Source organism: Microbulbifer bruguierae (assembly GCF_029869925.1).
Taxonomy (GTDB): Bacteria; Pseudomonadota; Gammaproteobacteria; order Pseudomonadales; family Cellvibrionaceae; genus Microbulbifer; species Microbulbifer bruguierae.
Genome location: NZ_CP118605.1, coordinates 3,228,696 through 3,248,460 on the forward strand (window position 1 = coordinate 3,228,696; position 19,765 = coordinate 3,248,460).

Below are 19,765 nucleotides of genomic sequence, written 5' to 3' on the forward strand. Positions count from 1 at the left end.
AGGTAGTCAAGTGGCCTTACCATCTATCCAATTTCTTTGGGGGAGATTTATTCAGAGGCGTGCGCCGCGCGGGCGGCAAATTGCGCGGTTGTGCCAATGCAGGCCAGCTTTCGCCAGTGGCAATAGACTTTCGCCAGTGGGAATAGAAAGGAGGGGCGAATTCAGTGGGGGAAAGTGAATCTACCCGGGCCCGGCAAGTGGGACTTGCCGGGCCCGGGTAGATTCAGGTCCGCGTCAGTGAGCGCGAGCGGCGGGCAGATCAATATAGACACCCTTGATATTCTGGGTGCGGAATTCCACCACTGCAGGTCGCTCACCCGGTGTGAACTCGATAGTGGCAATCCCATTGGCCATCTCGATGGTGGATGAGCCGGTGTAGGTGCCCTGATTTTCCTGCAGTTGCCCGCCGCCGTTTAGTATCGAGAAGTAACCGCGTTCACTGAACTCCGTTGCGCGCCGCCCCTGCTTATCCTGGGCTTCGGCGGTAATCAGGTAGGTATCTTCTGCGGTGCGTTTGGCGGTAAGCGCGACCTGCTCGGTTTTTGCCGGTTCACCCAGGTAATAGGTGAGACGGTAGGCATCTTCCACCGACTGCCCGTCTTCGCGTACCTTGCCCAATACCTGCAGTTGGTTCTCTCCCTCCTGGAAGGGCACCTGCCACACAAGGCCGTGTGCTGGGAACTGGCCGGGGCGGCGCTCCTTGCTGCCGAGACTTTTGCCATTCAGGAAGAGTTCTGCGGTATCGGTGTTGCAATACACTTTTACCGGGCGACCGTTTTCCGGGCCATAGCGCACGGTCCAACTGTGAGATTCGATGTGGCAGAAGGGTTGCTTGGCCCAGTAGCTGGCGAAGACGTAGTAGGCATCCTTGGGATTACCTGCACGGTCGGTGAGGCCTTTCTGATTGATGTAGGGAAGAGGGTTTTCCGGGCGCAGTGGCGTGCCGAAGTCCCTGAAGGCCCACTGGGCGTTACCGGCAAAGTTTTCCGTACTTTCGCTGACAGACAAATGCCAGTCAAACAGGTTGACGATATAGTTTTCATTCCAGTCGCTGTCTTTGGCGATACTTTTGACTACCGCCTGGTTCATCGCTTCGGTAACGGATACCTGGGCATCGGGTATCCCGCGTTCATCCAGTGGCCTTTCCGTGTGCCGTCCCTTATGCCCGGAGCCTCCGTATTCCATGTGCAGGAAGGTGGGGTATTTACCCATGGCATCTTCCAGCGCGGCAGCGTACTGGCCATAGGCGCCACCGTACCAGCCCGCCCAGATCGACGGAGAGAAGGCGTCCACCACGTCCGCGCCAGGATAGTACTTGCGGATGGTGGTCATGCGGCTGGGGTCCAGCGCTTTGGCAACACTGTTCAGGTGTTTGAGATACGGCAGAACTTGTTCATCGGAACCGCCACCGGCAAAGTCCTCTTCCCAGTACATCTCATTACCCAACGACCAAAAGGCGATGCTGGGGTGGTTGTAGTTCTGGGCAATCTGTTCTCGCAGCAGGCGCTCGGTATTGGCTTCCCACTCCTCGCCACCTTTGCCGCCGCGGCACCAGGGCAGTTCGTCCCACAGAATCAGCCCCAGCTCATTGGCTGCGCGATAGACTTCCGGGTCCTGTGGATAGTGGGCCAGGCGCACGAAGTTCGCGCCCATATCCTTGATCTGCTGCATATCGTTGCGGTGCATTGTGTTGGACATGGCGGGGCCCATCCCCGCGTGTTCTTCGTGGCGGTGGGTACCGCGAATCAGAATGCGCTCGCCGTTGACGAAGAAACCCTGGTTGGGGCGCATCTCGAACCAGCGGTAGCCAAAGGATTCATTCCGCTGGTGCCGGATATTGCCGTCGGCGTCTTTGAGTGTGACCTCGACGGTGTAGAGATTGGGGGCGTCGGGTGACCAGAGCTGCGGATTTTTCAGCTCTGCCAGGTCGATACGAACGGGTGTGTCGTTCGCGGAAGCCACGTTGAGCTGGGTGCTTGCCCGCTGGATTTCCTGCTTGTTGGCATCCAGCAGGCGCAGCTCAAGCGCGAGTGTCTCGCTGGAATTGCCACGGTCTACTTCAATATCCACATGGGTTTGTGCTGCCCGATGGCTGACTTTGGGGGTGGTCACCGCGACGCGCTCAATAAACGCCTCTGGCAGTCGCTGCAGCCACACATCCCGGGTAAGCCCGCCGAACAGAAAGAAGTCCGCTTTTTGCGAGGGAATCAGGTTGCGGTCGTACTCGTTGGAAACCCTTACCAGTATTTCGTTGGTCGTGCCGCGCTTGAGTGCTTCCGTCAACTCGATGTCAAAACCGATATAGCCGCCCACATGTTCACCCACCTTCTGTCCGTTGACGAATACCTCGGCCACCATGTTGGCGGATTCAAAATACATCCGATAGCGGCTGTTGGTATCGGCGGTAAAGGTTTTCGCGTACCAGCTGGCTGCGCGCCGGTATCCCGGCGTGGCATCCACGGTGTCGGTGGCATTCCAGGTGTGGGGCAGGGTGACCTGCTCCCAGTCGCTGTTGTCTGCCGTATCCGCACTCGGGAAAACCGGTAGCACCTGCTCACCGTTGTGGGGTACGTCGTCCTGCAGGTAAAGCCAGCCGCTGTTGAAGTTGTGTGTTTCCCACAGTTGCCGGGCTTTCAGATCCGCACCTGCTTCAGCTGTGCAGCCGGCGATCAGGGCTGCCAGGCTCAAGCTCAGCAGCGCTCCGCAGTGGCGGCTGAAAAGAGTGGAAATTTTGTATCGGGTGAGAAGGTGCAGGGGGTTCATACCGCTGCCAAAATGGATTTTCATCGCGTGCTCTCATACTCGCTAGAGAATTTTATTTTTTTGCCCGGGGGGCACTGGGCGCGGGCCTCTTTGGGCCCGTCATAGGCAGTGCGTCAGCGGGCCATCCAGCCCCCATCCACCAGCATGATGTGACCATTCATATAGTCGGCGGCGGGAGACGCGAGAAAAACCGCGGCACCGGCAAGATCTTCCGGGTTGCCCCAGCGACCGGCAGGAATACGCGCACTGATGGCTGCATTGCGCTCGGCATCGGCGCGCAGGTTGGCGGTGTTGTCGGTGGCGAAATAGCCAGGAGCAATGGCGTTAACCTGAATATTGCTCGCCGCCCACTCGTTGGCCAGTGCCTTGGTAAGTTGCGACACAGCGCCTTTACTGGCGGCGTAGGCGGGCACGGTAATACCGCCGGAAAAACTGAGCAGGGAGGCAATATTGATGATCTTGCCTGCGCGCTGTTTCAGCATCATCGCACCGGCGGCACGGCACATTCTGAACACGCCGTTGATGTTGGTATCCATCACCGCGTTCCAGTCCTCATCGGAATAGTCGACCGCGGGTGCGCGGCGGATGGTGCCGGCGTTATTGACCAGAATATCCAGGCGGCCAAATCGAGACTCCACTTCTCGAAACAGTGCGTTGATTTGCTCCGGTTTGGACTGGTCACAGCCGAGCGCGATGGCTTCCACGTTTTCGCTGTTCAGTTCCCGGGTTGCATTTTCGGCGCTGGCGGGGGTTGAGCCCACCACAATCACACGCGCACCGGCGCGGCCAAGGGCAAGTGCCATGGCCTTGCCCAGCCCGCGGCTGGCGCCGGTCACCATGGCGACCTTGCCGTGCAGGCCAAACTGTTGCTGCAGGTAATCGGTCATACTGCGCCCCCTCCTTTTACTTCGAGTTGCGTTACGCGAGGTGTTATTGATCGTCGAGTTGGGTAACTTCCGATGCCGCCAATAGCAGCGCGCCGGTACCGTAAAGCTGGGTGTCGTCTGCGGTGGCGGAGCCCGGTGCAAAGGCGACCTGCTGTACCCAGCCGAGTTTCCCATTCGGCTGCACGCTAGCGACCAGTGAAGCCCAGCCCTTGTGTACCGCGTTCACGTATTTCTCGTCTTTCAGTAAACCGTTGTTTACACCCCAGGCCAGTGCGTATACCAGCAGGCCGGTGCCGCTGGATTCCGGCGGTGATTGCTCCTCGATCTCCAGTAGCGAAGAGGGCCAGCTGCCGTCTTTCTGTTGTAGATCTACCAGGCGTGCGCTCATTTCCTGGAACAGGGTTGCGTAACGTTCTTTTTCCGCAAAGTGGTCCGGCAGCGCTTTGAGCGTGCGGGCAATACCTGCAAGCACCCAACCGTTGCCCCGGCCCCAGTAAATCAGGCGTCCCTTGCTGTCTTTGCGCTCGAAATAGCGGCTGTCGCGCAGGTACAGTTTTTCGTCGGTGTTATATAGGTAGTTGGTGGTCACCCAGAATTCTTTATCCATAAAGTCCAGGTATTTTTGCGAGCCGGTAATGCGAGCCAACTCCGCCCATACCGGCGGTGCCATAAAGATGGCATCGGCCCAGCACCAGCGCACGGTACAGGAAGGGTCGTCGAAATTGCGGTGAGCAAGGTCCTGATGGAATTTGTCTTGGTTATCAAAGTAGAGGCTGGTGTCTGGTTGATTCGCCAGCACCTTGTCGAACTGCTGCTTCAGGTGCGCGATTTTTTCCTCGCCGCCCATACGCTCGTATAGATCCAGGTAAACCGCGCCCATTGCGTGATCATCGGCGTGGTGTACCCGCGGGCCCAGCAGCCACTGGTTGACGGAGGAGTTATTGATCACCGCCTGCTCGTAGGGCAATTGTTTACTGACTTTGGCCCATTCCAGCAGGCCGATCTGCCAGGTCGCGTACATCCAGCCCTGTGGGAGTCCGCTGGCGCGGCCTTCCGGGCGCATCATATTGCTGCGCAGGTCGTACTGGCTGAGTTGCCAGTCCGCCACGCGGTTGGCGGCGGCGGTGATGTCCGCTTTGGTGAGCGCCGGAGAAAGCTTGTCGCCATAGGATGGAACTTCAGCCGCGGGTGCCTGCCAGGCAACCGGCTCGGGCCAGTACTCTGCTTTGGCTGCCCCACTGGCACTGGCAAACGCGTGGGCAGAGGTGTGAATACTGGTGCAGAGACCGCCGATCAGCAGTCCCAGCCCGAGTTGCAGGCTTCGGTTCAGGGTCATGATGCCACCTTTATTACTGTTATCCGTTTTGCTGGTTGCCCCAGCCACTTGGCACGATCGTATCGTGCATGGCGGCCGAGTGCTGATACGGGTCGCTATCTCCGCATCGCCACTGCTTTCATTTTGGTCATGTGGTAATACCAGTTTCGGTAGTGTATGTTGGCCTTACCATAAAGTCTAGGTTGGGGAGCTATGATGTTGGATTTCACGCAGAAGGCAGTACTGGTGGCGACCGCCACTCTGATCTCGATCAGTGGTTGCGCTGACAACAGCGATTCGCAAGCGGCGGCGCATTCTGAACCTGTACCAGTTCAGATTGCCGCGCAGAGCGCATCGTCGACTTCAACGTACGGTACCGCGCCAGGGGCGGCTATTGGTACCTATGCGGAGCTGGCGGTGCGCCGCGGCGGAGTGCCAGGAGAGGATGGCAAGTTGCAGGGCGGTGAATATGTGCCGGTGGAATTTATGCAGCTGCCGGACGACCACCAGATTGGCAACCGGCTGTTCAAATATGAAGGCCCCGGCTGGGAGTCAGAGCAGGTGGCCTACCGGCTCTATTTCGATGAGCGCGCGGCCATCGATATTTTTGGCAAGACGAAACCCCAACTGGTACTTCCTCAGGTGGGCCAGGACGGAACCGATTATCACGCGCTAGCCGACTGGGGAATGGACGTACTGAAAGTCGGGCCATCCTTGGGTATTGGCGGTGTCGGTGTCTGGCACCAGGGCAAGCTGGAAGGAGTGCGACAGTTCGCCAGCGCATCGGTGAGTGTGTTTAACGAAGCCGACGCTTCCGGTGTGCAGTTGCAATACAGCGGTTGGAAAGCCGCAGGGGGTGAGCGGGATCTTGAGATGACCCTGCGCATTGCGCCCGGCTCCCGGCTGACCCAGGTACACACAAAAATGGAAACTCCAGCGGAAACCTGGGCCACCGGTATCGTACGACACGGACTGGAACCGCTGGTTTCTGCGCACGACAGCGGCGAGTGGGGTTATCTGGCCACCTGGGGCGCGCAGAGTCTTGCGGGCGATAATCTGGGCATGGCGATCTTTTTCCGCAATGAAGATCTGCAACAGATTACCGATGACGAATACAACCACCTGGTGCTGTTGAACGGCGGCAGCGAGGTGCAGTATCAGTTTGCCGCGGTATGGCGCGATGAGAATGTTCAGAACCGCGAGCAGTTTGTTGCTTACCTGAATGCGACGGCGCTGGCGCTGAGTAAAAGTAATGCCGTTGTCAGCACGGACAGTAGTTCCATCGACAATTAAAAAATTTTTAATAACTCGCAAAGCGTTAAGAAGCGAAAAGGCAATATCTTCAAAGCGCCGACAGCTGTAACTACAGTTTTGTATGGGCCATGAGTAGAGAAAACCAGCCGTTTGACGAAATGGACCGCCTCGCGCTCGGTGATCTCGGGTCACTGGATTCGGTTTTCTCTCTACCTCTCTCTCCGCCAACATTTTTGCCCCACCTCGTGGGGCTTTTTTTTCGGCGATGAATTGCCGGCATGGCAAATGTGAATAGCCTTTTCTGGTCTTACCGTCTTGCCACTAGGTTTTTTGGTTAGAGCGTATTCGTTAACTCGCTTTTCCCTCTTGTAAGTCCACTTCTATACATAAAAACAGACTGTTTTGTGTGCGGGTTTCGACTAAAGGTGGGCTTTGCTGAAGGTGGCACTTGTCATTCATCGCAAAACTGAGTTTAATTGGTCCGGTGGTCTTACCAGTTGCATGTTTGAATATCGAATCGCAACCTGGCGCTGGAGCTGCGGCTCGCGATGAAAGACCCTGGTAGAAGAATGAACAGGAATAGTCCGATGCAAGAGACATGGCGCTGGTTTGGACCAGATGACGGAATCACCCTGCGGCATATCGCCCAGGCAGGGGCGACAGGAATTGTGAGTGCGCTCCACGACATTCCAGCGGGCGAGCTGTGGCCGGAAGAAGCCATTCAGCAGCGCAAGGCCATGATCGAGGCTGAGGGGCTGAGCTGGTCCGTCATTGAAAGTATCCCGGTGCACAACGATATCAAGGCGCGCACTGGCGAATTTGACCGGATGATCGAGAACTATCGTCAGTCCGTGATCAATGCCGGCAACGCGGGCATTACGACTATCTGCTACAACTTTATGCCGGTGGTGGACTGGACCCGCACCAACCTGAATTACACCCTGGCCAACGGCAGTCAGGCCCTGCGCTTTGAAATGACCGACTTTGCCGCATACGATGTTCATGTGCTCAAGCGGCCCGGCGCCCAGAGTGACTACCCGCCGGAAGTGATTGAGCGCGCAAACGCCTACGTGCAACAGATGAATGGCGAAGAGCTCGCGCAGCTGGAGCGCAACATCATTGCCGGCCTGCCCGGTGGTGAAGGCTCCCACGATCGCGACAGTATTCGCGAATCGATTCAGTTGTTTAACGCACTGGGTACAGAACGCTTCCGCGAAAACCTGTTTCTGTTTCTGCGGGAAATTATTCCCGCAGCGGAGTCTGTCGGAGTGAAAATGTGTATTCACCCCGACGACCCTCCCTTCTCCCTGTTCGGTTTGCCGCGGGTAGTGTCCACCGCGGAAGACGCGCGCGCGCTGCTCGCTGCCTATCCCAGTCGATCCAATGGGCTGACCATGTGCGCGGGTTCCTTTGGTGCCCGCGCGGACAACGATCTGGTGGCAATGACCCGCGAGTTTGCCGAGCGTATCTACTTTGTGCACCTGCGCAACGTGATCCGCGAAGCGGATGGGTCATTTTACGAATCTGATCACCTCGCTGGTGACAACGATATGGTCGGACTGATTCGCGCACTACTGGACGAAGAAAGCCGCCGCCGTGGTGCTGGCGATAGCTGCGAAATTCCCATGCGCCCGGACCACGGCCACCTGATGGCGGACGAGCTGCAAGTGGGCTCGGCAAAGCCGGGTTACTCCTACGTAGGCCGTCTCAAGGGGTTGGCGGAGCTACGTGGAGTTATCCACGCGTTGAAAAGTATCGGCTAAGGTGATTTATGCCTACGCTAGCGAAGCGCTCTGCCACCCAGAATTCAACGTTGTATCTGCAGTTCCTTAAGGCGGTTGCCGAAAAAGAGAACACTGTCGGAAATGGGGTAACTATGCCCGGGTACAATCCCTCGGAACTGGGCTGTGGCATTGTGCATATCGGTATCGGCAATTTTCACCGCGCGCACCAGGCGGTGTATGTGGATGAAATATTGCGACAGTCCGGCGGCGACTGGCGCATTACCGCGGTGAGCCTGCGCAATCCGGATATGCGCGATCGCATGCAGTCGCAGAATTGCCTATATACCCTTTGCGAGCGAACTGCAGATCGCGAAAACCTGCGTGTAGTCGGCGCCGTGGCGAAAGTGCTGGTTGCACCGGAAAATCCCACGGCGGTGATCGACGCTCTGGCTGCCAAATCAACCAGCGTCGTAACCGTGACAGTCACCGAGAAAGGTTACTGCCTGAAGCCTGGTGGTCGTGAACTGGATCTATCCCACCCGGAGATCGTGCACGATGTCTTGCATCCGGCTGCGCCGAAAACTCTGGTGGGTTTTCTGTTGGCCGCCTGTCGCCTGCGTCGGGATCGTGGACTACCGGGTTTCAACCTGTTGAGCTGTGACAACCTGTCCGATAACGGTGCCCTGTTGCGGGACTGCCTGTTATCCGCGGCGCGCCTGCAGGACAGCAGTCTTGTCAGTTGGATCGCCCAGGAAGTCGGTTTCTGCAGCACCATGGTCGACTGCATGGTACCCGCCACCAGTGATGATATTGCCGAGAATATTCAGAGCCATGCCGGCTACCGGGATACCGCCTGTTTACTCAGCGAGAATTTTCGCCAGTGGGTGATCGAAGACAATTTTGTTGCCCCCACACCGGATTGGCGCTCAGCTGGTGCCAGTGTGGTGGCCGATGTTGCGCCCTATGAACGGATGAAATTACGCTTGCTGAATGGCAGTCATTCGGCACTGGCATTTCTCGGTGCGCTGCGCGGATATACTTATATCTACGAGGCCGCCACTGATCGTCAAATAAGATGGTTTGTGATGGCGCTGATGCGGAGGGAAATGTTGTCGACGCTGGAAGCATTACCGGATATCGACCTCGAACAGTACTGCACAACCTTGCTCGACCGCTTTTCCAATCCCTCGGTACCTTATACCTGTCAGCAGGTGGCGTCCGACAGTAGTCAGAAATTACCCCAGCGTATTCTGGAACCGATTGCCGAGCGTTCCCGTCGCGGCGAGCAGAGCCCGTTGCTCACTGGTGTTGTGGCCGCCTGGCTCGGTTATCTTTTTCTCGGGACATTTTCAGCGCAGAGATTTGAGCTGCGGGATCCCGCGGCGCAACCGCTGGTAGAAATGCTCCAACGACAGAAACATCAGAAAAATTTTCCGACACTGGATCAGATGAGGGCACTACTCACCCATGCCGGTATCGTGCCTGCGACATTGCTCCGCGGTGAGCCCTTTTTGGGGATGGTGCAGGATCGGTTAGCGCGCTTGATCGAAGGTGGGGTGGAGAGGTTGATCGGGGGTTTGCAGGGAGAGGAATTGTTGCAAGCCTTGTAGCTAAAAGCCCGCTCAATTGCAGTCGGGCTTCCTGTGCATTGCTCGATGGCTGAGTCAGGCCGGATCCTGTTCAAAGTAAGTGGCGGCAGCGGCGGTGGCGTTATCAATGTGATTGCGCATGGCCGCACGGGCTTTCTCCGGATTGCGCTGCTCCAGTGCCAGAATGATCTTGCGGTGATCCTCAATGGAAGGGTGCACGCCTTCGGCACGCAGCCGTTCCATAAATCCGGTGCTGAGTTCAGATTGGTTGCGCAGCTCCCACAGCCAGTTGACGATGCCGATGATGGCTGTGTTCTGGGAGGCCTCTGCAATGATGCTGTGGAATTTCCAGTCCGCCTTTTCTGAGGCGTCCGCGCGACTCTCTTCCTCTTCCATTTCCTTGAGTGCCTGTTTCAGTTCACGGATCTGATCACTGCTGATGCGAGCCGCTGCCAGCGCGCAGGCTTCCGACTCAATAATGAAGCGGGTTTCCAGAATTTCGAAGGGTCCGACGCCCTTGTCACCGATTTCGGGCTGGGATTGTTGGTATTGCTTCTGCGTGGCGTAGATGCCGGATCCGGTGCGGATTTCAATTACACCGGAAATTTCCAGGGCAATCATGGCTTCGCGGATGGTGGGGCGGCTGACGCCGAGTTTGTCGGCCAGTACCCGCTCGGAGGGCAGGCGCTCACCGGGTTTGATGGATCCACTGGCAATGAGTCGCGAGAGCTGCTCGGCAACCTTTAAATAGAGTCTTTCGGCTTTTACTGCTTGCAGTTCCACGGGGCGTGCCTCTGTGTCTGAATCTGTTTCTGAAATTAGCTTGTTAGCGTCTTAGTTGCGGCCATAAGTTGCCGCATGGCGGGCAGTATTGTGGTGGAGAGAGTGAAACCTGTCTGACCACCAGTCCCAATATCCTGAAGATTCTAGCGAATTCCCGCCAGCCTTAGAAGTTGCTCGCAGGGTTTGTTCGGTGAGCGTATTGTATTTCAGGGAAAAATCTGAATAATTTGGTCAGGTGGCATTACCAGTTTTGGGTTTCTTTTTGGGGACTTGGGCGGTGCGCTAGCGGTTGCCTTGCGCAGTTAAATTGGTTATACCTGCAAAAAATTTTGGTAAGGCCTTGGCGCGATAAAGGCGTAATTCCAAGGCTGTCGATGATAACTACAACAGAGGTGGGCGCCGTGAAGCTGGCAGCACTGGGAGAAGTAATGGTGGAACTGGCGCCGCAGGCGTCAGAAAAAGGGGCGCAGTCGGGCGGTGCAGGTAGACCTCTGCTGGCGCAGTCCTATGCCGGCGATACCTACAACACCGCGGTGTATATCGCCCGCGGCGGTGTGGATGTCAGTTATGTAACCCTGCTGGGCGACGACCCCTACAGTGAGGAAGTGCTTACTCGCCTCGCCGGCGAGGGAATAGACACCAGTGCCATCGTGCGCCTGCCGGGCCGCTGCCCGGGCCTGTATATGATCCAGAATACCGCGGATGGTGAGCGCTACTTTACCTACTGGCGCGGCGAGGCCCCGGCCCGTGAGCTGTTCACCGATGTGGATCGCCGCGAACAGCTCAAGGCGCATCTGCGGCAAATGGATTGCCTGTATCTGTCGGGAATTACCCTCGCCATCATGACCTCGGAAGCCCGCGCCGAGCTGCTGGCATTCTTGGGCGAGTATCGCGCCAACGGCGGCCGGGTGGCCTTTGACAGTAACTATCGCCCGCGTCTGTGGCGCTCGGTGGAAGCGGCCCGTACCGCCGTGGCGGAGTTTATGGCGGTAACCGATATGGCTTTGCTGACCTTCGAGGACGAGCAGGCTCTGTGGGGCGACACCGACACCGAACAGTGTGTGCAGCGCAACACTGCAGCCGGCGTCGCCGAACTGGTGATCAAGCGCGGTGCCGAGCCGGTGCTGCTGCAGTACAGAAGTGAGCGCAGCGAAGTGGAAGTGCCTGCGGTGAGCAGTGTACTGGACACCACTGGCGCAGGAGATTCTTTCAATGCGGGCTATCTGGCTGCGCGCCTGCAGGGGGCTAGTCCGGAGCAGTCCATTGTTGCGGGGAATCGCTGCGCTGCGCGGGTGATTGGCCACCGCGGTGCGATTATTCCGCGGGCGGATTACTTTTCCGCGTCCGCCGCTGGCGGCCCAGGAGAGGCTGTCGCACAGGGGTAATTCTGGCGGATGCGACCGGTCAGGCGGATCAGGTTTGGCCGGATTGGAAATTTGCGCGCAAAAAGTCGCCAATTTGACGTAAAATCCATCTCCCATTCACGGCTCTTGGTTTTGAGTGTCTGGATGGCGCAGGTTTCCCGCAGACGCGGCAGAGCCCGGGGCTAAATCCGCACGTGCGGATTGCACCCCCTTATAACTTGTTGTTACGATGGTAAGACCAGTTTGGTCTGCCATTGCTCCCGGGGACTTTTCCCGCGATGGCGACACCGACAAACCTGTACCCGATAAGAAAGAAATCGCAGGTCACGATGATGATAAGCAGAAGATTTATGCGGCAGCTGGGTGCTGCGGCGCTGGCGGGCGCTACCCTGATACTGGCTAGCTGCGGTTTCAAAGAAGACCAGGTGGCGCTGAAGCTGGCCCACACCCTGGACCAGCAGCACTCGGTGCACCGTGCCATGGTATTTATGGGCGAGCGCCTCGGAGAGCTTTCCGGCGGTACCATGCGGATCGATATCTATTCCGGTGGTCAGCTGGGCAGCGAGCGCGAGCTGATCGAGCTGCTACAGATCGGCAGCCTGGCCATGACCAAGGTCTCCGCCAGCCCCATGGAGGGCTTTGTGCCGGAGATGAAGGTCTTCAACCTTCCCTACGTATTCCGCGATTCCGACCATTTCTGGAATGTGTTGCAAAGTGATATCGGCAAAAACCTGCTGCTCGCCTGCGAGCGCGCGCGTCTGCGCGGCCTGGGTTACCTGGATGCCGGCAGCCGTAGTTTCTACATGAACGATATCGCGGTGCAGACGCCGGCAGACCTGAACGGCCAGAAGATTCGCGTACAGAACAGCCAAACCGCCATCAAGATGGTTAACACCCTGGGCGGCGCTGCCACCCCGGTGAGCTGGGGTGAGCTGTACACCGCGCTGCAGCAGGGTGTGGTCAACGGTGCCGAGAACAACCCGCCGAGCTTCTACCTCTCCAAACATTACGAAGTGTCCAAGTTCTACACCCTGGACGAGCACACCTATGTACCGGACCTGCTGTTGATCAGCACCGAAGTGTGGAACAAGCTGGAGCCGCAACAGCAGGCGTGGCTGAGCCAGGCGGTGGAAGAGGCGGTGGCCTACCAGCGCAAGCTCTGGCAAGAGTCCACCGAGGAATCCCTGGCTGCGGTCAAGGCCGCCGGTGTCGAGGTGATCTACCCGGACAAGCAGCCCTTTATCGATGCGGTAAAGCCGCTGCACGACAGCTACCAGGGCACCGAAGTGGGTGAGCTGCTGAAGCAGATCAAAGCGATCAATTAAGTCGCGACCGGTGACGTTGGGCACGCGATGCTTTGCCCAACCTACGGGTGGTGCCACCTTGTAGGAGCCTGCCTTGCAGGCGAACAGATTGAGGCTCCGAACGGTTCGCCTGCAAGGCAGGCTCCTACAGAGCAAAATGCGAAATACCACTACAAAAAATAAAAGTGGAACCCGAAGATGATGCAAAAAATTGAAAAGGCCCTGGCCCTGGTGCTCGGCTCCCTGCTGGCACTGATGGTGCTGGATGTAACCTGGCAGATCCTGACCCGCTTTCTGCCCATGCAGCCCAGCTCCTACACCGAAGAGCTGGCGCGCTATCTGCTGGTGTGGATTGGTCTGCTCGGCGGTGCCTATGCCTATCGCAAACGATCGCACCTGGGTATCGACCTGCTCACCAATGCGCTGCACGGCGCTGCGCGCAAATCCGTACAGATCTTCGTGGTGCTGGTGTGCTTCGCCTTCGCTGCTTCCGCCATGGTTTACGGCGGTGCCAAGCTGATGTTGCTCACGTTCGAGCTGAAACAGTACTCAGCGGCACTGAATATCCCGATGGGTTTCGTCTACAGCGTATTGCCGCTGTCCGGTCTGTTGATCTGCCTGTTCTCGGTTGACCATCTGATTGAGTTGGTCAACGCAAAACAGGAACTGCCCTCCGAATTTGACTCCGGTGTGCATCCCTATACCGAAGGCGCAGAATCCCAAAGCGTCGCGGAACAAAAAGAAAAACAGAAGCAGCCCGAAGCGGTTGTGGAAGCGTAAGCGAGGAGAATTATTGTGGAAGTTGCAGTTATTGTATTGCTGGTCAGTTTTCTGATCCTTCTCGCCCTGAATGTGCCCATTTCCATCAGTATTGGTGCCGCCACCGTGCTCACCATGCTGTGTACCATCGATTTCGATCCAGCCATGATCACCATGGCCCAGCGTATGGCCAGCGGCATCGACAGTTTCGCGCTGCTCGCCATTCCGTTCTTTATTTTCTCCGGCATGCTGATGGGCAGCGGCGGTATCGCCCGTCGCATCATCGACTTCGCGCGGGTGCTGGTGGGCATGCTGCCCGGCGGCCTGGCGTTCGTAAACATCATCAGCTGTACCCTGTTTGGTTCCATTTCCGGTTCCGCGGTGGCAGCCACCTCGGCCATCGGCGGTTTCATGATTCCGTCCATGACCAAAGAGGGTTACGACAAGAACTTCAATACGGCGGTGACTGTGGCCTCTTCCACCACCGGCCTGTTGATCCCGCCGAGCAATATTCTGATTGTGTTCTCGCTGGCTTCCGGCGGTGTGTCCATTGCTGCGCTGTTTATTGCCGGTTATCTGCCGGGTCTGCTGCTGGCGCTGGGTCTGATGATCGTGTGCGGTATCTGGGCCAAGGCCAAAGGCTATCCGGTAGGGGAAAAGCCCACGCTCAAAGAGGTGGTGCAAAAATCCGTGGATGCGGTACCCAGCCTGTTCCTGATCTTTATTGTGATCGGCGGCATTATCAGCGGCTTCTTCACCGCCACCGAGGCCAGCGCCGTTGCGGTGCTCTACTCGCTGCTGCTGTCCTGTGTGGTGTACAAGGAAGTGAAGTGGGGTGAACTGCCGGCGCTGCTGACCAAGTCCGTTGAGACCACGGCCATCGTCATGTTCCTGATCGCGGCCTCCTCTGCCATGTCCTGGATTATGTCTTACCAGAACATTCCGCAGACCATCAGCCAGGCGCTGATTACCATTAGTGACAACCCGCTGCTGATCCTGCTGACCATCAACCTGATTCTGCTCGCGGTGGGTGCCTTTATGGATATGACCCCGGCGGTGCTGATCTTTACCCCCATTTTCCTGCCGGTGGTGACCGAGCTGGGAATGTCGCCACTGCAGTTCGGTATCGTGATGATCCTGAACCTGTGTATCGGCCTGTGTACGCCGCCAGTGGGTAGTGTGCTGTTCGTGGGGGCAAGTATTTCCAAGACATCAATCACCGCGTTGATCCGACCGCTGATGCCCATGTACCTCATGATGTTTGTGGTGCTGGCGCTGGTTACCCTGGTACCGGCCATCAGCGAGTTCCTGCCGCGGGCACTCGGATTGATTGAATAAGCTTTGGTGCCGCAACTGGTATTACCGGTAGGCGGCAACCCTGTCATAGATTTCCTCGCATCATCATCAGGATGGACTTTGCCGGGCTTATTAGCCCGGCTTTTTTGTTTCTGGCCATCGGTGCTTTCCACGGCTTCGGGGTTATTCACTTTGCTGTTTACGTCGGGTGATCGCGAATTTTTCGGTGTATGTGTGTAAAAGTCCGCCAGAAATAACCGTTCAAATTCCCGCTGTCATCTATTGCCACCACGCAAGTCATTGAAATTTATGGGGTATGAAGTAATGCCCGCATATTTTTTCCATATTGGTCAAACAGTCACCAAAACAGGCTTTACATGGGCTTGCGGTGTGGCTAACCTCTCGTTTCATTTTGGTATTGCCAATTTTCGGTGCACTACTGCAGCGATGGTATAACAACAACGGCAAACCAATATTGGGTGGCAGACCTCGCAGTAACTGCTGCCTATAGCGATGATGATTGGTCCCTGATGTTGTTCCCGTCAGTCCCGTATCTGGGGATTTGTAGTTGGGTTGTGCCTGCAGGGCGTTGTTTTCGGGTGTTGTGCCTGTGACTAGTCGTCTGACTTTATCTTCTAAATAAACATAAAAACGGAAGGTCACATGCGATTCAAACTGAAGAGTTCAGTGGTGCTCGGTGCGCTGCTGGGCAGTCTGGCGGCCGCGGATGTTTCCGCGCAGGCCACTGGGTTTGCCACTCAAAATGGCGGTACCACCGGCGGTGCCGGCGGTCAGGTGGTGTATGCCACTACCGGTACCGAAATTCACGCGGCGCTGTGTAACCGCGCCTCCAGCGATACCCCGATCATCATTCAGGTCGAAGGCACCATCAATCACGGCAACACCAGCAAAGTGTCTGGCGACAGCTGTAATACCGCCGATGACGTGATTGAAATCAAGGAAGTGAGCAACGTGTCCATCATTGGTGTGGGCAGCGGTGCTTTGTTTGACGAGCTCGGCATCCATCTGCGCAGTTCCTCCAACATCATTCTGCAGAACCTGCACGTGCGGAATGTGAAAAAATCCGGTTCGCCCACCTCCAATGGTGGTGATGCCGTGGGTATGGAAAGCGATGTCTACAACGTGTGGGCAGACCACCTGACCCTGGAAGCCTCCGGTGGCGAGAGCGAGGGGTACGACGCGCTTTTCGATATGAAAGCGAACACCAAGTACGTCACCCTGTCGTACAGCATCCTGCGCAATTCCGGTCGCGGCGGTCTTGTGGGCTCCAGTGACAGCGACCTGAACAACGGTCCGGTCACTTTCCATCACAACCTGTACCAGAACATCGATTCCCGCACCCCGCTGCTGCGCGGTGCCACCGCCCACGCGTTCAACAACCATTACCTGAATATCAACGAGTCCGGGATGAACCCGCGCATCGGCGGCAAGATGCGCGCGGAGAACAATTACTTCGAGGATTCGAAGGATCCGCTCGGCACTTTCTATACCAACGATATGGGATCCTGGCAGGTGAGTGGCAACGTCTGGTCCAATGTCGAGTGGACCGCCGACGCTGACAAAAACCATCCCGCGGGCCCGAATCCGGTTTCCACGACCTCGATCAATATTCCCTACGGCTACTCCCTGTGTGATGCCAACCTGGTGCCGCAAATTGTTGCAGCCACTGCTGGAGCCAACACAGGTAATCAGGTAGCGGACAGCAGCTGTTCCTCGGGCAGCTCCAGTTCATCTGGCGGCAGCAGTTCCAGCTCCTCGTCCAGCAGTAGCTCTAGTTCCAGCTCCAGCTCTTCCGGCGGTAGTGGTTCCGGCGGTGGTGATCTCGGAACCAACCTGGCGCTCTCTGGCGGTGCTGATGGTTCCAGCAAGGGCGGCGGTTCCAGCTACGGTAACGCCATCGATGGCGATACCTCGAGCTACTGGCAGCCGGGTTCATCCAGTGGCGAGCGGATTTCCGTTAAGAATCTGAGTGGCAGCTTCAACACCGTAATCATTCGCGAAATCGGCAACAACGTACAGAGCTGGCGACTGGTCAACAATGACACCGGTGAAGAGCTGGCGTCCGGCAGCGGCATTGGCTCCGCGTTGCAGGTGTATCTCGGTGACGTGAGCATGAGCAAGATCAACCTGATGATCGACTCCGCGTCCAGTGCGCCGCAGATCGCCGAGTTCGAAGTGTATAACGCGACCGGCAGCTCCTCGTCTTCCTCGTCTGGCGGTAGCTCCAGTTCCAGCTCTTCGTCCAGCAGCGGTGGCACCGGCAGCGTGACTCTGAATGTCGCGGTAGCGGGTTCCAGTGCGAATCTCACCTGGAATGTGAGCGATATCGATGTGCGCACCCAGGAAGTCTACCGGGATACCGATCCCGACCCGGCCGGCCGCCTGCGCATTGCCACCAGCGTAGTGGGCAACAGCTACACCGACGGTGGGCTCGCAGACGGTACCTACTACTACTGGATCAAGATCACCGACCAGAATCTGGTGACGTACAACTCCAACGGTGACGACGCTGTTATCCTTACCGCTATTTCCGCGCTCACTCTGCAGGAAACCGACGCGGGCTTTTGCTCCGTGGAGGGGGTCATCGAGACCGAGCACAGTGGTTACACCGGTGCGGGTTATGCCAATACCGTGAACGAGACAGGTGCGGGGGTAAACTGGTCCGTGGTGGTACCCACTGCGGGCAACTACACCCTGCAGTGGCGCTACGCCAACAGCGGCAGCGACCGCCCGGCGGCAGTGCTGGTCAACGGTTCCAGTCAGACCTCACTGGGTATGGGCAGTACCGGTGCCTGGAATAGTTTTGCCGACAGTGGATCTGTCAGTGTTTACCTGAATGCCGGTTACAACACCATTCGCCTGCAGGCGACTGGCAGCAGCGGCCTGGCGAATATCGACAGCATCGCGGTGACCGGTGTGGCGCCTGAGTCCGGCGACTGCAACGGCGGTAGTGGTTCTTCTTCCGGCGGTAGCAGTTCGTCTTCATCCAGCAGTTCTTCCTCCGGTTCGTCGTCCGGCGCCAGCTCTTCTGGCAGCAGCTCGTCCAGCTCCTCCAGTTCTTCCAGCAGTTCGAGTTCATCCGGTGGCAGCGGCGGTTCTTCCGGTGGTTCCTCCTCCGGTAGTATCAGTCTCGCCTGTGAACAGCTGGCCACTGACCCGAATGTGAACTGGCGCGATTCGAGCGAGCTCGATACCGATCAGGAAATTGTCCAGTGTCTGTACAACACCCTCGGTCGCCCCATTGGTTACGGTGAAAACGCCATGGGTGGCTACGATCCCAATGGCGGCAGCAAACTGACGGTGATTACCAAAAGCAGCAGTGTGCCAGTTGAACAGCAGATACTTGAAGCCATCACCGGTGACAATCACAACTGGATCGTGTTCGACAAATTCGATTTCGCCAACGAAACCGAAATTTCCATGCACCGTAATTTCTGTGGCGATTCGTCTGTGCAATCTGCAATCGGTGGTAGTGAAGCTCAATGCCGGGATTTCCGCAGCTGGTGTTCCAGCAACGGCCTGTCCGGTGATGCCTGTCTGGTGGAGTTCTTCAACGATCGCCTGAACGATGGTGACCTGCCAATCCGCAACGCCAAGATCGGCTCCTACAAAACCCTTGATGGTCGATTCAGTAAGGGCTACTTCCGCTTCAACGGTTTTGCGATCGGCTCGGACAGCAGCGGTCAGCCGGTGGATACCGAGCAGAGTGTGATTCTCACGCATCTGGACTTCCGCGGTGCGGGTCACACCGAAGATCATGGTCTGGATCCGGACATGATCCGCAACACCGGCGCCTCCCACGATATCTGGATTCACAAAAACACCTTCGACACCACCGGTGACGCGGCGTTTGATGTGAAAGTGGGTGCGTATGACATCACCATTTCCTTCAACAAACTGATCAACGTGAAGCGTGCGGCGCTGCACGGTTCCAGTGACTCTCGGACCATCAACGAGCAGATCACCACCACCATGCACCACAACGCGTTTATCACCACCGACGATCACTACGACAGTCTGGGCAACACCCTGCGCCGTATCCCGCTGATCCGTCGCGGTACCTCGCATATGTTCGACAACTTCTTTATGAACTATCGCAAGGACATTCTGAGCGTGCGTGTGGGTGCGACTGTGTTGTGGGAAGACAATACTTTCATGATCAATCGGGACTTCCAGGAAAAAGACGATGTGATGCAGGCGCTGACCGAGCGCGCTGAAGAGCTGGCCCGGGATGTGACGGATGGCAATTTCCGCAGCGAAGGCAGCAAGGTGTGGTTCTCCGATGGCGCCTGCAACCTGGATTCTTCACTGGTTTATGAAATTGCGGACAGCGCTGGTTCCGTGTCTGATCTTTCGCAGAATTATTCGCAAGCGTCACGGGATGTGATCGCTACAGAACGTCGTTCTGCAGGTCAGGAACTGGCGGATTATGTGATTGCCACAGCGGGTAACGATGGTGAGATTCCATTCAACTCGCCGCTGGCATTTGACCAGAGTTATGTCATCGGATTGGGGGGCGCTGCCTGTCAGTGAAGCGCCTCAATTGAGGACTTTGAAATAGGTATTTACCCATCCGCCGGAAGGCGGATGGGTTTTTGGGTTTGAACTATTTCAAAATATAGGCGCAATATTCATTTGTCTTATCGTACAACGATTTTTATATTGTTGGTTCGACGAGACATGAAAGCAGTACCGGCTGAATGTGG

Annotated in this window: 12 protein-coding genes; 8 read left to right on the top strand and 4 right to left on the bottom strand. The window is 57.1% G+C overall.

All coding sequences use genetic code 11. The features are described from left to right. Window positions 1-234 precede the first annotated feature (234 nt). The 3 genes from PVT68_RS13430 to PVT68_RS13440 all read right to left on the bottom strand — a co-directional run bounded on the left by PVT68_RS13430 (window position 235) and on the right by PVT68_RS13440 (window position 4,986). A complete protein-coding gene (locus tag PVT68_RS13430; RefSeq protein WP_280318852.1) occupies window positions 235-2,787 on the bottom strand; it encodes a glycoside hydrolase family 2 protein in 2,553 nt (850 codons plus the stop codon). 89 nt (window positions 2,788-2,876) lie between these two features. After that, on the bottom strand, window positions 2,877-3,650 hold the full coding sequence (locus PVT68_RS13435; protein ID WP_280318854.1) for a glucose 1-dehydrogenase: 774 nt from the start codon (window positions 3,648-3,650) through the stop codon (window positions 2,877-2,879). A 43-nt stretch (window positions 3,651-3,693) separates the two neighbouring features. After that, window positions 3,694-4,986 carry a glycoside hydrolase family 88/105 protein gene (locus PVT68_RS13440; RefSeq protein WP_280318856.1) on the bottom strand — a complete coding sequence of 431 codons (1,293 nt, stop codon included), beginning with the start codon at window positions 4,984-4,986 and terminating at the stop codon, window positions 3,694-3,696. Between the two features lie 195 nt (window positions 4,987-5,181). Here PVT68_RS13440 and PVT68_RS13445 point away from each other — a divergent pair, with 195 nt between their 5' ends. From PVT68_RS13445 to PVT68_RS13455, 3 genes are all read left to right on the top strand, one after another. Next, window positions 5,182-6,258, top strand: a complete 1,077-nt coding sequence (locus tag PVT68_RS13445) for a DUF4861 family protein (protein ID WP_280318858.1) — start codon at window positions 5,182-5,184, stop codon at window positions 6,256-6,258. A gap of 548 nt (window positions 6,259-6,806) precedes the next feature. Further along, on the top strand, window positions 6,807-7,982 hold the full coding sequence (gene uxuA / locus PVT68_RS13450) for a mannonate dehydratase (RefSeq protein ID WP_280318860.1): 1,176 nt from the start codon (window positions 6,807-6,809) through the stop codon (window positions 7,980-7,982). A 113-nt stretch (window positions 7,983-8,095) separates the two neighbouring features. After that, on the top strand, window positions 8,096-9,553 hold the full coding sequence (locus PVT68_RS13455; protein ID WP_280318862.1) for a mannitol dehydrogenase family protein: 1,458 nt from the start codon (window positions 8,096-8,098) through the stop codon (window positions 9,551-9,553). Between the two features lie 54 nt (window positions 9,554-9,607). On the opposite strand, the gene PVT68_RS13460 is transcribed toward PVT68_RS13455, so the two are convergent. Continuing rightward, entirely contained in the window at window positions 9,608-10,315 is a 708-nt protein-coding gene (locus PVT68_RS13460) for a FadR/GntR family transcriptional regulator (RefSeq protein ID WP_280318863.1), read from the bottom strand. A 401-nt stretch (window positions 10,316-10,716) separates the two neighbouring features. On the opposite strand from PVT68_RS13460, the gene PVT68_RS13465 reads away from it, so the two are divergent. The 5 genes from PVT68_RS13465 to PVT68_RS13485 all read left to right on the top strand — a co-directional run bounded on the left by PVT68_RS13465 (window position 10,717) and on the right by PVT68_RS13485 (window position 19,592). Further along, on the top strand, window positions 10,717-11,700 hold the full coding sequence (locus PVT68_RS13465; RefSeq protein ID WP_280318865.1) for a sugar kinase: 984 nt from the start codon (window positions 10,717-10,719) through the stop codon (window positions 11,698-11,700). Between the two features lie 329 nt (window positions 11,701-12,029). Next, window positions 12,030-13,004: a TRAP transporter substrate-binding protein gene (locus PVT68_RS13470; RefSeq protein WP_280318867.1), complete on the top strand. Its 975-nt coding sequence runs from the start codon at window positions 12,030-12,032 to the stop codon at window positions 13,002-13,004. 180 nt (window positions 13,005-13,184) lie between these two features. Continuing rightward, window positions 13,185-13,763: a TRAP transporter small permease gene (locus PVT68_RS13475; protein WP_407666153.1), complete on the top strand. Its 579-nt coding sequence runs from the start codon at window positions 13,185-13,187 to the stop codon at window positions 13,761-13,763. A gap of 15 nt (window positions 13,764-13,778) precedes the next feature. Then, window positions 13,779-15,080, top strand: a complete 1,302-nt coding sequence (locus PVT68_RS13480; protein ID WP_280318870.1) for a TRAP transporter large permease — start codon at window positions 13,779-13,781, stop codon at window positions 15,078-15,080. 621 nt (window positions 15,081-15,701) lie between these two features. After that, window positions 15,702-19,592 carry a pectate lyase family protein gene (locus PVT68_RS13485; protein ID WP_280318872.1) on the top strand — a complete coding sequence of 1,297 codons (3,891 nt, stop codon included), beginning with the start codon at window positions 15,702-15,704 and terminating at the stop codon, window positions 19,590-19,592. Window positions 19,593-19,765: the final 173 nt, after the last annotated feature.